Source organism: Oleispirillum naphthae (genome assembly GCA_027864655.1).
GTDB lineage: Bacteria > Pseudomonadota > Alphaproteobacteria > Rhodospirillales > Rhodospirillaceae > Oleispirillum > Oleispirillum naphthae.
Genome location: JAQAZG010000002.1, coordinates 355,532 through 369,882 on the forward strand (window position 1 = coordinate 355,532; position 14,351 = coordinate 369,882).

Below are 14,351 nucleotides of genomic sequence, written 5' to 3' on the forward strand. Positions count from 1 at the left end.
TCCGGCGTCTTTTGCAAAGACGCTCGCGAAGGGATTCCTCCATCAGGGACGGACATGACGGTGTCAGGCGTGAGAAGGTGGGCGTGCGTGCGTGCGCTCCTGGCTGTGGTTTTCGGGGGTGCGGTGATGCTGGCGGGCGGCGGCGCGGCGTGGGCGGATGCCTTCACCGTCGGCGGCGTGACGGTGGACGTGCGCGCCGCCTCGGCGGCCAAGGCGCGCGAACAGGCGCTGCGGCAGGGCCAGGTGGAGGCCTACCGCCGCCTGCTCGCCGTCGTCGTCATCGACGCCGACCGCGCCCGCCTGCCGGAGCTTGGCGCCGACGCGGTGGAGTCCCTGGTGTCCGACTTTTCGGTTTCGGACGAGAAGGCCTCCTCCACCCGCTACATCGCCAGCCTGACCGTGCACTTCGATCCGGAACGGGTGGCCGCCTTCCTCCGCGCCAACGGCGTGGCCATGGTGCGCGGCAGCGACGAGACGGTGGTGCTGCTCGGCGTCTACCGCGCCGCCCCCGGCGAGCCGCCGCAACTCTGGGAGGAGACCAATCCCTGGCGGCCGCTGCTGGCGCAGACCGCGGTGTCGCGCGGCCTGTTTCCCGTCGCGGTGCCGCTCGGCGACCTTTTGGACGCCGAGCAGGTGCCGACGGAGAAGGCGCTCGCCCTCGATGTGGATGCGATGGACGCTCTGCTCGCCCGCTACGGCGCGGACGCGGTGATCGTCGCGCTTGCCGAGATCAAGCCGGGCGAGGGCGCGCACCTCATCCTGAAGCGTTATCCCCGGCCGCTGCCCGCCGCCCTGAGCGAACTCTCCTCGCCGATCGCCGACGACCCGGCGGCGGCGCTGGGCGACCTCGCGGCGCACGCGGTGCTGGCGGTGGCGCGCGGCGGCAAGCCGCCGGTCTCCGGCACCATGGTGGGCGAGACCGATTCCCTCGCCATCCTCGTGCCGGTGGCCTCGCTGGCCGACTGGGTGCGGGTGGACCGCACCCTGCGCGCCCTGCCGGGGGTGAAGGCGGTGATCCTGCGCGCCGCGCGCATCGACGTGGTGCAGGCCGCCCTGCAATACACCGGCGACGCCGAGGCCCTGCGCGCCGCGATCGCCCGCGTCGGCTTCTCGGTCGCGGTGCGCGACGGCTACTGGGAAGTGACGCCCGCACCGGAACCGGCGACGCCGCCGCTGCAATAGGAGAGCGCACGTGATTCGCCGCAGCACCTTACGGGGATGGTTGATCGCCTTCGCGGCGTTCTTCGCCGCGCTCTACCTGCTGCGCGGCATGCTGCTGCCGTTCGTCACCGGGCTGGCCTTCGCCTATTTCCTCGACCCGCTGGCCGACCGCATGGTCCGCCTGGGGATGAAGCGCACCCCCGCCGTGGTGGCGATCATCTTTTCGGCGATGACGGTGATCGTCAGCCTGCTGGTGGTGCTGATCCCGGTCATCCAGGTGCAGGTGATGAGCCTCATCGAGAACGGCCCGGGCTATGCCGACCGCGCCTGGCAGGCGATCCACCCGCACGTGCTCTGGGTGCTCGACCATCTGCCCGAGGAGCAGGTGAAGTCCGTGGAGAACGCGGCGGGCAGTTATGCGGGCAATCTGGTCAACTGGTCCGGCGGCCTGGCGCGCGGCATCCTGTCGCGCGGCTTCGCGGTGGTCAGCGTGCTGTCGTTCTGCGTCGTCACCCCGGTGGTCACCTTCTACCTGCTGCGCGACTGGGACCGCATGATGACCCTGATCGACGGCTGGCTGCCGCGCGAGCACGCGCCGATCATCCGCGCCATGGCGCACGATATCGACCTCACCCTCTCCGGCTTCCTGCGCGGCCAGGCCACGGTGTGCCTGGCGCTCGCCGTCTATTACGGCCTCGGCCTCTCCATCGCCGGGCTGGAGGCCGGGCTGCTCGTCGGCATCGGCACCGGGCTCTTTTCGTTCATCCCCTACGTCGGCGGCATCGCCGGGTTCGTCGTCGGCGTCGTCCTCGCCCTGGTGCAGTTCACCGACTGGCCGTCGATCCTCGGCGTCGTCGCGGTGTTCTGCGGCGGGCAGTTCCTCGAAGGCTACGTGCTGGTGCCGCGCCTGGTGGGCAACAAGGTCGGCCTGCACCCGGTGTGGGTGCTGTTCTCCCTGTTCGCCGGGGCGGCGCTGTTCGGCTTCCTCGGCATTCTCGTGGCGCTGCCGGTGGCGGCGGCGATCGGCGTGCTGGCGCGTTATGCCCTGCGCCGCTACCTGGTGAGCGATGTCTACCGCGGAGAGACCGGCGGCGATGCGTGAGCCGCCATCCCAGTACGTTCTGGACCTGCCGCACCGGCCCGCCCTCGGCGGGCAGGACTTCTGGGTTTCCGATTGCCATGCGGAGGTCATGGCCTGGCTCGACGCATGGCCGGGCTGGCCCGCGCCCGCCCTGGTGATCGTCGGCCCGCCTCGCGCGGGCAAGACCCACATCGCGCGGATGTTCGCCCGGGCCGCGGGTGCGGCGGTGGCCGCCGCCGCCGACCTCGCCGCCGCGGGGGAGCGCCTGCCCGCGCCCGGCGCGCGCGCCCTGGTGGTGGAGGACATCGACCGCGACCCGCCGGAAGAGGCGCTCTTCCACCTGTTCAACCGCGCCCGCGAGGCCGCGACCTCGCTGCTGTTCACCAGCCGAATCCCGCCGCCCGCCATCCCGCTGGCGCTGCCCGACTGGCGTTCGCGCCTGCTCACCTGCCCGGTGGCGGAAATCGGCCGCCCCGACGACCGCCTGATGACCGCGGTGCTGGTCAAACTCTTCCACGACCGCCAGCTCAGCGTCGGCGAGGCGGAGATATCCTTCCTGCTCACCCACATGGAACGCGCCATCGCCGCCGCCGAGGCGGTGGTCGCCGAGGCCGACCGCCGCGCGCTGGCGCTGAAGCGCCGCGTCACCGTGGCGCTTCTGCGGGAAACCCTGGAAGGCTTCGGCGGGGAAAACTGAAACTTTGCGGGGGACCTTAGGCCCCCCGCGCCCCCCACAACTTTTGGTTTTTGCGCGCAGCGCGATGAAGCCATCACGCGGCGTGACGGTTGATCGCCGCTACGCGGCGAAAAACTAAGGGGGTCCGGGGACCGAGTCCCCGGCGGGGTCCAGGGGCAGCGCCCCTGGCCTGGTTTTACCCCAGCTGCTTGGGGAAGAAGGAGTCCAGGACGCGGCAGGCGCCGTATGCGGCGGCGGCCCAGGTATCGTGCGGCAGGGTGAAGGCGATGACGCCGCCGGTGGGGAATTTCAGGAAGACCGGGTGGTCGGCGAGGGCGTCGGGTTCGGCGAGGTGCCAGGCGAATTCCAGGAGGCCGGGGTTGTGGCCGACGATGAGGGCGGTCTGCGCCGTCTCCGGCAACTCGGCGGCGAGGCGGACGAGGGTGTTGCGCGAGGCCTCGTAGAGCGCCGGGACGATGCGCGCCTCGGCCTCGGGGAATCCTTCGGCGACGTGGGCGAGGGTGTCGCGGGTGCGCCGCGCGGGGGAGCACAGCACCACATCGGGGCGCGGGCAGCGCAGGGCGAGGGCGTCGCGCACCAGGGGGCCTGCGGCGTTGCCGCGGTCGTTCAGCGGGCGCTCGCGGTCGGAGAGCGCGGCGTCGCTCCAGTCGGATTTCAGGTGGCGCAGGAGGATCAGGGTTTTTGTCATGAAAACATCATACTGCGATGGGGCCGAGGTCCGGTATGGGGTGCGTGTTGGCCCTTTCGGGGGGATCGAGTTTCCGCCACAATAGGCGGTCGAGTCCAGAGGCATGCGCCCGGGCGGAGCGAGGAGAAGGGAGGACCCATGAGCGGTGTTGTCGCCAAGCCGTTGGACATCGGCGCGCTGCCGGTGGACAAGTTGTACATCAACCGCGAACTCTCCTGGCTGGCGTTCAACACCCGCGTGCTGGAGGAGGCGGACAACCCCAACCATCCGCTGCTCGAGCGGGTGCGGTTCCTGTCGATTTCCGCCTCCAACCTCGACGAGTTCTACATGGTGCGCGTCGCCGGTCTGAAGGGGCAGGTGGACGCCGGGGTGAACACCCCCTCCGACGACGGCCTGACCCCGGCGCAGCAACTGGTGCGGATCAACGCCGAGGTGCGCAACCTGGTGAAACGCCAGGTCAACGGCTGGAAGTTCCTGCAGAAGGAGCTGCGCCGCGAGGGGATTTCGGTGATCGAGCCGAAGGAGCTGACGCGTGCCGACCGCGACTGGCTGACCGATCACTTCATGGGGCAGATCTTCCCGATTCTCACGCCGCTCGCCATCGACCCGGCGCATCCCTTCCCGTTCATCCCCAACCTCGGCATGGCGCTGGTTCTGGAGTTGAAGGCGCGCACCGGCGCCGCGGTGCTGCACGCCCTGGTGCCGCTGCCCGCGCAGGCGGACCGCTTCATCCGCCTGCCGGGGGAGGGCATCCGCTTCATCGCGCTGGAGCAGGTGGTGATGATGCACCTCGACCGCCTGTTCCCCGGCTACCGGGTGGACAAGAGCGGCCACTTCCGCATCCTGCGCGACAGCGAGATGGAAATCGACGAAGAGGCGGAGGACCTGGTGCGCAGTTTCGAGAGCGCGCTGAAGCGCCGCCGCCGCGGCCATGTCATCCGCCTCACCATGACCCGCGAGATGTCGCCCGACCTGCGCGCCCTGATCGCCGGCGCACTCGACATCGCGCAGGAGGACATGTTCGACCTCGAGGGGATGATCGGCGTGGCCGACGTCAAGGAGGTGATCGTCGATGACCGCCCCGACCTGCTGTTCTATCCCTTCAGCGCGCGCTTTCCGCAGCGCATCCGCGATTTCGGCGGCGACTGCTTCGCGGCGATCGGCAACAAGGACCTGGTCGTCCACCATCCCTACGAGTCCTTCGACGTGGTGGTGCAGTTCCTCCGCCAGGCGGCGCGCGACCCCGACGTGGTGGCGATCAAGCAGACGCTCTACCGCACCAGCAACGACTCGCCGATCGTCGCCGCGCTGATCGAGGCGGCGGAGGCGGGCAAGTCGGTGGCGGCGATGGTGGAGTTGAAGGCGCGCTTCGACGAGGAGGCCAATATCCGCTGGGCGCGCCGCCTGGAGCGCGCGGGCGCGCAGGTGGTCTACGGCTTCATCGACCTCAAGATCCACGCCAAGATTTCCCTGGTGGTGCGGCGCGAGGGCGGCGAGCTGCGCTCCTACGTGCATTTCGGCACCGGCAACTACCACCCGATCACCGCCAAGATCTACACCGACCTGTCGTTCTTCACCTGCGACCCGGCGCTCTGCCGCGATGCCGCCAAGGTGTTCAACTACATGACCGGCTATGCCCGGCCGGAGCAGATGGAAAAGCTCACCATCGCGCCGATCAACCTGCGCGGCCGCCTCATCGCCGATATCGACGCGGAGATCGAAAACGCCCGCGCGGGCAAGCCCGCGGCGATCTGGGCGAAGCTCAATTCCCTGGTGGACACCGCGATCATCGATGCGCTCTACCGCGCCTCGCAGGCCGGGGTGCAGATCGACCTGGTGGTGCGCGGCATCTGCTGCCTGCGGCCCGGCGTGCCCGGCCTTTCGGAGAACATCCGGGTCAAAAGCATCGTCGGGCGCTTCCTCGAACATGCGCGCATCGCCTGCTTCGCCAACGGCCGGCCGATGCCCTCGCCGGAGGCGAAGATCTACATCTCGTCCGCCGACTGGATGCAGCGCAACACCCTGCGCCGGGTGGAGAGCTTCGTGCCGATCGAGAACCCCACGGTGCACCGCCAAATACTGGACCAGATCATGGTCGCCAACTTCAAGGATACCGCGCAGAGCTGGACTCTCGGCTCCGACGGCGTGTTCAAGCGCTGCCTGCCGGTGGGCGAGGGTTTTTCCGCGCATACCTATTTCATGACCAACCCCAGCCTGTCGGGGCGCGGCAGCGCCGCCATCGCCCGCACCGGCGGCACGACTCAGTCCTTGTCCCTGGGCGGGAGTGACCAGTAGAATGCGCCCGCCGCGGGCGCGGCGCCGGGGCGGAGACTCCCCGGGGAGCGAACGGATCGAGCGGTTATGAGTGCCCACCCCCTGCATCACCTCGTGGATGCCCAGGCGTCGGTTTCCGGCGACGGACGCCCCGTCGGCATCATCGACATCGGCTCCAACTCCGTCCGCTTCGTCGTCTTCGCCGGGCTGACCCGCGCGCCGGTGCAGCTGTTCAACGAAAAGTCCGCCTGCGCGCTGGGCGCGGGCATCCAGACCAGCGGCCTGCTCAATCCGGACGGGCGCGGCTGCGCCGTCGCCGCGGTGGGGCGCTACGTGCGGCTGGCCCGCGCCATGGGGGTGGGGCGGCTCGACCTGCTCGCCACCGCGGCGGTGCGCGACGCCACCGACGGCCCGGATTTCGTCGCCGAGTTGACGGAGCGATTCGGCGTGGCGGTGCAGGTGCTCTCCGGCCAGGACGAGGGCCGCCTCGCCGCGCTCGGGGTGCTGCTCGGCACCCCGGACGCGGAGGGCATCGTCGCCGACCTCGGCGGCGGCAGCCTGGAACTGGTGGAGATCGACGGCGGCCAGGTGGACCCGCTGGGGCGGCTGGTTTCGTTCCCCCTCGGCGTGCTGCGCCTCGACGACATCGCCCAGGGCGGCGAGGCGGCGGTGGACGCGGCGATCCGCGACAATCTCGCCCGCGCGCCCTGGGCGGCGGAGCGCCCGGTGCGCACGCTCTATGCCGTCGGCGGCTCCTGGCGCGCCCTCGCCAAGCTGTGCATGGCGCAGGAGAACCACCCGCTCCAGGTGCTCGACAAGTACACGCTTTCCCGCGGCAAGGCGCTGGCGCTCACCGACCTGGTGGCGCGCATCGGGCGGCGCTCGATGGACAAGATTCCCGGCATCTCGCGGCGGCGCATCGCGGCGCTGCCGCACGCCGCGCGGCTGTTGCAGACGCTTCTGACCGAGATCGCGCCGGAGCGCCTGGTGTTCTCCATCCACGGCATGCGCGAGGGGTTCTACTACACCAACCTGCCGGAAGAGATCCGCGACCGCGACCCGATCGTCGATATGTGCGAGGCGGTGGCGGGCGACGGCCACCGCTTCGCGCAGCAGCCCTCGGTGCTGATGCGCTTCCTCGACCCGCTGTTCTCCAACGAGACGGAGAAGCAGCTGCGCCAGCGTTTCGCCGCCTGCATGCTGGGCGACCTCTACTGGGACGAGCACCCGGACTTCCGCGGCCAGCAGGCGTTCTTCAAGACGCTGCGCCTGCCGGTGGTGGGCTTCGACCACGAGGACCGCGCCGCGCTCTCCCTGATGGTGCTCTACCGCTACCAGACCTACGACGAGATTCACGACGCGCAGGGGGTTCTCGGCCTGCTTTCCCCGGAGGACCGGGTGCGGGTGCAGGCGGTGGGCTGCGGCCTGCGCCTGGCGCACGTCATCTCCGGCGGCGCGCCGGGGATTCTCGGGCGCTGCCGTCTGATTCTGGAACCCTGGCGGCTGGTGCTGCGCATTCCCGCCGACGACCCCGCCTTCGACGGCGCGGCGTTCGAGAAACGGCTCGACCGCCTGGCCCGCGCCCTCGGGCGCGACGGGGCGATCGAGCGGGTCTGATCCGGATCGAATCGCGGAAGGCGGTTCAGGCGGCGCCCGCGGCGCTGCTCATCGGCGCGACCACGACGCCGTCCTCGGTGAAGTCTTCGTCTTCCTCCGGGGCGTCCTCCACCGGGATCAGTTCGATGCGGCCGCTCTCCGGCGAGATGGCGAAGGCGATGTGGCCGTGCTTCAGACGCAGCGCGTCCTCGCCGAACAGCACCCGCCGCCAGCCGGAAAGCGCGCGCACCGGCGCGTCGTCGGAGGAGGCGAGATCCTCCAGCTCCTCGGTGGTGGCGACGATCTTGGGCGCCACGCCGTGGGCGTCGCACTTGGTCTTCAACAGCACCCGCAACAGGTCCACCACCGGCGCGAGGCCCGGCGGATGGTCCTTGTGCGCGGGCAGGTCGGGGCACTCGCCCATGGGCAGGGAAAGCCCGGCTTCCACCGCCTCGGCGATCGCCTCGGCGACCGGGCCGTCGGTCATGCTCTTCGGCAGTTGGCGGGTCTCGGCCAGGGCAGCGGGGGTGGTCGGGGCGGAGGCGGCAAGTTCGAGCAGCGCCTCGTCGCGCAGCACCCGCTGCCGCGGCAGGTCGCGGCGCTGCGCCTCCATCTCGCGCCAGGCGGCAAGCTCGCGCAGCACCGCGAGGAAGCGCGGGTTCTTGGTGCGCGACTTCAAGCGGCGGAACATCTCGCGCGGGTCCGGCACATAGGTGGCGGGCGTGGTCAGCACCAGCATCTCTTCGGCCAGCCAGTCGGCGCGGCCGGAGCGGGCGAGCACCGCGGCGAGCTTGCGGTAGACCTTGCGCAGCGGGATCACGTCGCCCAGCGCATAGATCACCTGACGCTCGGTCAGCGGGCGCTTCGACCAGTCGGTGAAGCGGGTGGACTTGTCGATGTGGGCGTTGGCGAGGCGGGTGGCCAGGGTTTCGTACCCCACCGATTCCCCGAAGCCGCAGACCATGGCGGCGACCTGGGTGTCGAAGATCGGCTTGGGCAGCTCGCCCATCAGCTTCATCAGGATTTCCAGATCCTGGCGCGCCGCATGGAAGACCTTGAGCACCGAGGCGTCGCGCATCAGTTCGAAGAACGGCGCCAGCTCGATGCCGTCGGCCAGGGGATCGATGCACGCGGCCTCGTCCTCGCCCGCCACCTGGATCAGGCAGAGGCGCGGCCAATAGGTCTTCTCACGGATGAATTCCGTATCGACGGTGACGAATTTGGACTCGGCCAGGCGCTCGCAGAGAGCGGCCAAGGCCTGGGTGTCTGTGATCAGGCTCATGGCGGCAAGCTATACCTCTTCGGGATATCGGCTGGCAAGCCTCGCGTGGCGCGCGCACGCGGGCCTGTGGCGGAAAAGCCGCGCCCGCGGCGTTGCGGCAAATCCCGCCTTGACAAAGGCGCGGCTTCGTTGTGCTTTTGCCTGCTTGAGTTAACCCGAAGGACCGCGCCATGCATCCCTACCGCACGCACACCTGCAACGCCCTGACCCTTGCCGACGCCGGGGAAACCGTCCGCCTGTCCGGATGGGTGCATCGCAAGCGCGACCACGGCAATCTGCTGTTCGTCGATGTGCGCGATCACTACGGCATCACCCAGTGCGTCACCGACAGCTCGAGCGCGGTGTTCCCGACGCTGGAAGGCGTGCGCCCGGAAAGCGTGATCTGCGTCACCGGCCGGGTGGTGAAGCGCGACTCCGACACGATCAACCCGAAACTGCCCACCGGCCACATCGAGGTGCGCGCCGACAGCGTGGAGGTGCTCTCCACCGCCGAGGTGCTGCCGATCCAGGTGGCCTCCAGCGAGGACTTCTCGGAGGAGATGCGCCTGCGCTACCGCTTCCTCGATTTGCGGCGCGAGCGCCTGCACGCCAACATCGTGCTGCGCTCCCAGGTCATCTCGTCGATCCGCCGCCGGATGATCGAGCAGGGCTTCACCGAGTTCCAGACGCCGATCCTCACCGCCTCCAGCCCCGAGGGCGCGCGCGACTTCCTGGTGCCCGCCCGCCAGCATCCGGGCAAGTTCTACGCCCTGCCGCAGGCGCCGCAGCAGTTCAAGCAGCTGCTCATGGTCGCGGGCTTCGACCGCTATTTCCAGATCGCGCCGTGCTTCCGCGATGAGGACTCCCGCGCCGACCGCAGCCCGGGCGAGTTCTACCAGCTCGACCTCGAGATGAGCTTCGTGACGCAAGACGACGTGTTCGCGGCGGTGGAGCCGGTGATGGCCGGAGTGTTCGAGGAATTCGGCAAGGGCCGCGCCGTCACCCCGGCGCCGTTCCCGCGCATCCCCTATGACGAATCGATGCTGAAGTACGGCTCGGACAAGCCGGACCTGCGCAACCCGCTGGTGATCGCCGACGTGACGGAAGCCTTCCGCGGCTCCGGCTTCGGCATCTTCGCCCGCGCCATCGAGGGCGGCGCGGCGGTGCGCGCCATTCCCGCCACCGGCGGCGCGGCCAAGCCGCGCTCGTGGTTCGACGGCCTCAACGCCTGGGCGCGGGAAGAGGGCGCGGGCGGCCTCGGCTACATCAGCTTCGCGGGCGGCGAGGCCAAGGGCCCGATCGCCAAGAACCTCGACCCGGCGCGCGTCGCGCAGATCAAGGAAGCGGTGGGCGCGGCCGACGGCGACGCGGTGTTCTTCGCCTGCGACAAGGAACTCGCGGCGGCCAAGTTCGCGGGCAAGGTGCGCACCAAGCTGTGCGCCGACCTCGGCCTGCTGGACGCCGACCGCTTCGCCTTCTGCTGGATCGTCGATTTCCCGATGTACGAACTCAACGAGGAAACCGGCAAGATCGAGTTCAGCCACAACCCGTTCTCGATGCCGCAGGGCGAACTCGACGCGCTGCTCAACCAGGACCCGCTGACGATCAAGGCCTTCCAGTACGACATCGTCTGCAACGGCGTGGAACTCTCCTCCGGCGCGATCCGGAACCACCTCCCGGAGATCATGTACAAGGCCTTCGAGATCGCGGGCTACCCGCCGGAAGTGGTGGAAGCGCGCTTCGGCGGCATGCTGAATGCCTTCAAGTTCGGCGCGCCGCCGCACGGCGGCTCCGCCCCGGGCATCGACCGCATCGTCATGCTGCTCGCCGACGAACCCAACATCCGCGAGATCATCGCCTTCCCGCTGAACCAGCAGGCGCAGGACCTCCTGATGCAGGCCCCGGCGGAAGTGGAACCGGAACGCCTGCGCGAACTCCACATCAAACTCGACCTGCCGAAGCCGAAGCTCAAGGTCAGCACCGAGCCGTCGGCGGAGGAAAACTAAAACTTTGCGAGGGGACTCGGTCCCCTCGCGCACCCCATGACTTTTGGTTTTTTGCGCGTAGCGCGATAGAGCCGTCACGCGGCGTGACGGTTGCCTGCCGCTTACGCGGCGAAAAACCAGTTATGGGGTCTGGGGCCCGCGGCCCCAGCGGGTCCAGGGCGGAGCCCTGGCCTGGTTTTTCCCCCTACGGCTTCCCGATTTCCGGGCGTTCCAGCCAGCGCAGCAAGGCCAGCGTGCGGCGGGCGCGGGCGGTGAGTTCCGGCAGCGGCGCGTCGGAGGTTTGGCGTTCGTAGAGGCGGGTTTCCCATTCGCGGATCATGTCGCGCGGCGCGTCGGGCCGGGCGGGCTGGCCGGTGAGCGCGCCGATGGTGCGGTCGTAGGCGGGGTGGAGTTCGGCGGGGAATCCGAGCAGCAGGTAGTCGTCGAGGCAGACGCTGCCCGCGAGGTAGAGTTCGAGCGCGAGGGCGGCGAGTCCGCGCGGGCTGATCTCGCGCACCGGATAGGCGGGCGGCGGCGCGGGCAGCAGGACCGGCGGCGGCGCGGGGTCGAAGAACGGGGCATCCCCTTCGGGGAAGCGCAGGGCGGGCAGGGCGGAGGCGGGCATGAGGGTGCGCATGGCTGTCCCGAAGGTTGCACGGTGGAGGAGCCATGCATCCCGCGTGCCTTAACTTTTCATTAATATTCAAGGCGGTAGCACAACCGATAGGCGGCAAAAGCTGCCTAGTTGGAAAATTTTTCCGGGTATTTCCGCGCCATGCGGGCGGCGCCGCGCACGCCGCTGGCGTCGCCGTGCAGCGGCGGCAGCAGGCGGGTGAGCACGCGGTCGGAGAACACGTGGCGCGGCCACAGTGCGGGCAGGCCGGTATAGAGCGCGGCGATGTTGGAAAGTCCGCCGCCGAGGACCACCACTTCCGGGTCGAGCAGGTTGATCACCGTTGCGGTGGCGCGCGCCAGGCGGTCGAGGTAGCGGCCGAGCGATGCGGCGGCGGCGGGGTCGCCGTCCGCGGCGGCGGCGGCGATGGCGGTGGGGGAGAGGTCCGCCCCGCCGTGGGCGCGGTGGTCGGCGGCGAAACCGGGGCCGGAGAGGAAGGTCTCGATGCAGCCTTGCTTGCCGCAATAGCAGGCGGGGCCGGGGCGTTCTTCGTCCTTGGGCCGGGGCAGGGGGTTGTGCCCCCATTCCCCGGCGATGGCGTTGGGTCCGGCGAGCAGGCGGCCGCGCACCACGATGCCGCTGCCCACCCCGGTGCCGAGAATGAGTCCCCAGACGCTTTCCGCGCCCTTGCCCGCACCGTCGGCGGCCTCGGAGAGGACGAAGCAGTCGGCGTCGTTGGCGATTGCCGGGGTGCGGCCGAGCGCGGCGGCGAGGTCGGCCTTGAGCGCGCGGCCGTTGAGCCAGGTGGAGTTGGCGTTCTTGACCAGGCCGGAGGCGGGGGAGAGCGCGCCGGGAATGCCGATGCCGATGCCGCCCAGGGGGCCGAAGCGGTCTTCCGCCGTGGCGGCGAGGCCGCGGATCAGGCGGATGGTGGCGTCGTAGTCGCCGGTCGGCGAGGCGACGCGCCGGCGGTCGAGCACCACGTCGGCGGGGGAGAGCACGATCGCCTCGGTCTTGGTGCCGCCGAGGTCGATGCCGAGCACGGGGTTGTCAAGGCCGCCCGCGGCGTGCAGACTGTGGCCCTCGGCTCCTTCCGCGAAGAGTGATTCTCCCATGCCGTCCCCTTCCGTTCTGGAATTTCCCATCCCGGCGCTGCGCACCGGCGAGGTCCGCGAGGTCGCGCCCGGCATCCACTGGCTGCGGATGCGGCTGCCCTACCGCCTCAACCACGTCAACCTGTGGATCCTCGAAGACGGCGACGCGCTGACCCTGGTCGATACCGGGATGAATATGCCAGAAACCCGGGAAACCTGGGAAGCGGTGCTGACCTCCACCTTCGCCTTCCGGCGGGTGCGGCGGATCATCGGCACGCACTACCATTCCGACCACATCGGGCTGGCCGCGTGGATGTGCGCGCGCACCGGCGCGCCCCTGTGCATGAGCCTGGTGGAGTGGGCCACCGCGCGCGTGCTGGCGATCGATGCGACGCAGCCGTTCCTCGACGTGCAGCAGGCGTTCTACCGCCGCCTCGGCTACGACGAGGAGCGCCTGGCGCGCCTCGCCGCGGTGGGCAACGCCTATGCGGCGAAGGTGATTCCGGTGCCGCCGCAGATGGTCCGCCTGCGCGGCGGCGAGGAGCTTGCGATCGGCGGGCGCGCCTGGCGGACGATCGCCGCCTCCGGCCATTCGCCGGAGATGATCTGCCTTTACCAGCCGGAGCTCGGCCTTCTGATCGCGGGCGACCACGTGCTGCCGTCGATCACCCCCAACGTCAGCATCTATCCCGCGGAGCCGGAGGGGAACCCGCTCGGCGACTACCTCGCGAGCTTCGCCCCCTTCCTCGCCCTGCCGGAGGGGACCCTGGTGCTGCCCTCGCACGGGCGGCCGTTCTACGGGCTTTCCGCGCGCATCCGCCAGCTTCAGGCGCACCACGAGGAGCGCTTCGACAAGGTGATCGCCGCGTGCGCCCAGCCGCGCGGCATCATGGACCTGCTGGACGTGCTGTTCGAGGGCGGGCTGGGCGACCACGAGCGCGTCATCGCCTCGGGCGAGGCGCTGGCGCACGTGCGCTGCCTGCAGGGCCGCGGTCTCCTGGTGGAGGAGACCGGCCCTGACGGCGTGCTGCGCTTCACCGCGGCGTAAGGCCGCCCTATTCCGCCACCGCGCAGGTCGGGGCGTAGGACGGGGTGCAATAGAGGCCGTAGAGGGTGCGGATGACTTCCGTCGCCTCGGTGCCGTTCAGCGAATAGAAGATCGTCTGCGCGACGCGGCGGGTGCGCACCAGCTTGTCGCGGCGCAGGCGCGCCAGGTGCTGCGACAGGGCGGATTGGCTCAAGCCGACAAGACGCTCCAACTCGCCCACCGAGCGTTCCCCCACTTGCAGCTGGCAGAGAATCAGCAAACGGTGCTGATTGCTCATCGCCTTGAGCAGGGCGCTGGCGTTGCGGGCATTATTCTGCAACTGTTCGATATCCATGGCGTTCCCATCTAGTCAGGTCCCGCTCTCCCCCCTCTAGGACCGCATTTGTATGCGATTCTCCTGAAAAAGAAAATGCTTCTTGTACGCAAAGGGCGCGGCGTCTCCCCGTTCCGCCGTCTCCGCGGTTGTCGCGGCGGGCCCTTCGGCGTACAGTACCGGACTTCGGCAACGGGCGGCGCGCCGCCCCCGCCGCCGGCATTCCAAGAACGCAGAGGACGCGTATGCCCGAGCAACCGGCAGCCCCCCAGGATATTGCGGAAATGAGCTTCGAACAGGCGCTGGCCGGGCTGGAGGCGATCGTCCGCCGCCTGGATTCCGGCGAGGTGGAGCTCGACGCGGCGGTGGATGCCTTCGAACGCGGCGTGCAGCTCAAGCGCCACTGCGAGAAGAAGCTCGCCGAGGCGCGGGAACGGGTGGAGCAGATCACCCAGGCCCCCGACGGCAGCCTCGGCCTCGCCCCCCTGCCGGACATGGAATAGGGGAGCGCCGTGGCCAAGACCGATCCCCGTGACGCCT

At 69.8% G+C, this 14,351-nt stretch carries 13 protein-coding genes; 8 read left to right on the forward strand and 5 right to left on the reverse strand.

Going from position 1 to position 14,351, the window contains the following annotated elements:
• Positions 1 to 87: 87 nt before the first annotated feature.
• The 3 genes from O7R11_RS03800 to O7R11_RS03810 are packed head-to-tail and all read left to right on the forward strand — an operon-like array spanning position 88 to position 2,939.
• Positions 88 to 1,182 (forward strand): DUF2066 domain-containing protein, encoded by a 1,095-nt coding sequence (locus O7R11_RS03800; RefSeq protein WP_337996154.1) that lies wholly within the window; start codon positions 88 to 90, stop codon positions 1,180 to 1,182.
• A 10-nt stretch (positions 1,183 to 1,192) separates the two neighbouring features.
• A complete protein-coding gene (locus tag O7R11_RS03805) occupies positions 1,193 to 2,263 on the forward strand; it encodes an AI-2E family transporter (protein ID WP_337996155.1) in 1,071 nt (356 codons plus the stop codon).
• Complete coding sequence (locus O7R11_RS03810; RefSeq protein WP_337996156.1) at positions 2,256 to 2,939, forward strand: P-loop NTPase family protein; 684 nt, start codon at positions 2,256 to 2,258, stop codon at positions 2,937 to 2,939. Before O7R11_RS03805 ends, O7R11_RS03810 begins: the two co-directional genes overlap by 8 nt.
• Before the next feature lie 175 nt (positions 2,940 to 3,114).
• Here O7R11_RS03810 and O7R11_RS03815 read toward each other — a convergent pair whose 3' ends face one another.
• Positions 3,115 to 3,627 carry a SixA phosphatase family protein gene (locus tag O7R11_RS03815; protein ID WP_337996157.1) on the reverse strand — a complete coding sequence of 171 codons (513 nt, stop codon included), beginning with the start codon at positions 3,625 to 3,627 and terminating at the stop codon, positions 3,115 to 3,117.
• A gap of 138 nt (positions 3,628 to 3,765) precedes the next feature.
• Between O7R11_RS03815 and O7R11_RS03820 the strand changes: the two genes are divergently transcribed.
• Both O7R11_RS03820 and O7R11_RS03825 read left to right on the forward strand, forming a co-directional pair.
• Entirely contained in the window at positions 3,766 to 5,922 is a 2,157-nt protein-coding gene (locus O7R11_RS03820; RefSeq protein WP_337996158.1) for an RNA degradosome polyphosphate kinase, read from the forward strand.
• A 66-nt stretch (positions 5,923 to 5,988) separates the two neighbouring features.
• On the forward strand, positions 5,989 to 7,518 hold the full coding sequence (locus tag O7R11_RS03825; protein ID WP_337996159.1) for a Ppx/GppA family phosphatase: 1,530 nt from the start codon (positions 5,989 to 5,991) through the stop codon (positions 7,516 to 7,518).
• Between the two features lie 25 nt (positions 7,519 to 7,543).
• Here O7R11_RS03825 and rnd read toward each other — a convergent pair whose 3' ends face one another.
• Positions 7,544 to 8,779 (reverse strand): ribonuclease D, encoded by a 1,236-nt coding sequence (rnd, locus tag O7R11_RS03830; RefSeq protein WP_337996160.1) that lies wholly within the window; start codon positions 8,777 to 8,779, stop codon positions 7,544 to 7,546.
• 170 nt (positions 8,780 to 8,949) lie between these two features.
• Here rnd and aspS point away from each other — a divergent pair, with 170 nt between their 5' ends.
• Entirely contained in the window at positions 8,950 to 10,764 is a 1,815-nt protein-coding gene (aspS, locus tag O7R11_RS03835) for an aspartate--tRNA ligase (RefSeq protein ID WP_337996161.1), read from the forward strand.
• 184 nt (positions 10,765 to 10,948) lie between these two features.
• Here aspS and O7R11_RS03840 read toward each other — a convergent pair whose 3' ends face one another.
• Positions 10,949 to 11,380 carry a hypothetical protein gene (locus tag O7R11_RS03840; protein ID WP_337996162.1) on the reverse strand — a complete coding sequence of 144 codons (432 nt, stop codon included), beginning with the start codon at positions 11,378 to 11,380 and terminating at the stop codon, positions 10,949 to 10,951.
• A 104-nt stretch (positions 11,381 to 11,484) separates the two neighbouring features.
• The gene (locus O7R11_RS03845; RefSeq protein WP_337996163.1) at positions 11,485 to 12,471 is read right to left on the reverse strand and encodes an ROK family protein; all 987 of its coding nucleotides are present in this window, start codon (positions 12,469 to 12,471) and stop codon (positions 11,485 to 11,487) included.
• Between O7R11_RS03845 and O7R11_RS03850 the strand changes: the two genes are divergently transcribed.
• Positions 12,470 to 13,498, forward strand: coding sequence for an MBL fold metallo-hydrolase (locus O7R11_RS03850; RefSeq protein WP_337996164.1), 1,029 nt, complete (start codon positions 12,470 to 12,472; stop codon positions 13,496 to 13,498). The two genes, O7R11_RS03845 and O7R11_RS03850, sit on opposite strands and share 2 nt — an antisense overlap.
• Positions 13,499 to 13,505: 7 nt before the next feature.
• Here the strand turns inward: O7R11_RS03850 and O7R11_RS03855 are convergent, their stop codons facing one another.
• Complete coding sequence (locus tag O7R11_RS03855; protein WP_337996165.1) at positions 13,506 to 13,832, reverse strand: ArsR/SmtB family transcription factor; 327 nt, start codon at positions 13,830 to 13,832, stop codon at positions 13,506 to 13,508.
• Positions 13,833 to 14,056: 224 nt separating this feature from the next.
• Between O7R11_RS03855 and O7R11_RS03860 the strand changes: the two genes are divergently transcribed.
• Positions 14,057 to 14,314 (forward strand): exodeoxyribonuclease VII small subunit, encoded by a 258-nt coding sequence (locus O7R11_RS03860; protein ID WP_337996166.1) that lies wholly within the window; start codon positions 14,057 to 14,059, stop codon positions 14,312 to 14,314.
• Positions 14,315 to 14,351 lie beyond the last annotated feature (37 nt).

Bases quoted from the DNA above. Each gene is read 5' to 3' on its own strand.
- O7R11_RS03850 (WP_337996164.1), top strand. From the start codon at position 12,470: ATGCCGTCCCCTTCCGTTCTGGAATTTCCCATCCCGGCGCTGCGCACC.
- O7R11_RS03825 (WP_337996159.1), top strand. From the start codon at position 5,989: ATGAGTGCCCACCCCCTGCATCACCTCGTGGATGCCCAGGCGTCGGTT.
- O7R11_RS03855 (WP_337996165.1), bottom strand. From the start codon at position 13,832: ATGGATATCGAACAGTTGCAGAATAATGCCCGCAACGCCAGCGCCCTG.
- O7R11_RS03820 (WP_337996158.1), top strand. From the start codon at position 3,766: ATGAGCGGTGTTGTCGCCAAGCCGTTGGACATCGGCGCGCTGCCGGTG.
- rnd (WP_337996160.1), bottom strand. From the start codon at position 8,779: ATGAGCCTGATCACAGACACCCAGGCCTTGGCCGCTCTCTGCGAGCGC.
- O7R11_RS03815 (WP_337996157.1), bottom strand. From the start codon at position 3,627: ATGACAAAAACCCTGATCCTCCTGCGCCACCTGAAATCCGACTGGAGC.
- O7R11_RS03840 (WP_337996162.1), bottom strand. From the start codon at position 11,380: ATGCGCACCCTCATGCCCGCCTCCGCCCTGCCCGCCCTGCGCTTCCCC.
- O7R11_RS03845 (WP_337996163.1), bottom strand. From the start codon at position 12,471: ATGGGAGAATCACTCTTCGCGGAAGGAGCCGAGGGCCACAGTCTGCAC.
- O7R11_RS03860 (WP_337996166.1), top strand. From the start codon at position 14,057: ATGCCCGAGCAACCGGCAGCCCCCCAGGATATTGCGGAAATGAGCTTC.
- O7R11_RS03810 (WP_337996156.1), top strand. From the start codon at position 2,256: ATGCGTGAGCCGCCATCCCAGTACGTTCTGGACCTGCCGCACCGGCCC.
- aspS (WP_337996161.1), top strand. From the start codon at position 8,950: ATGCATCCCTACCGCACGCACACCTGCAACGCCCTGACCCTTGCCGAC.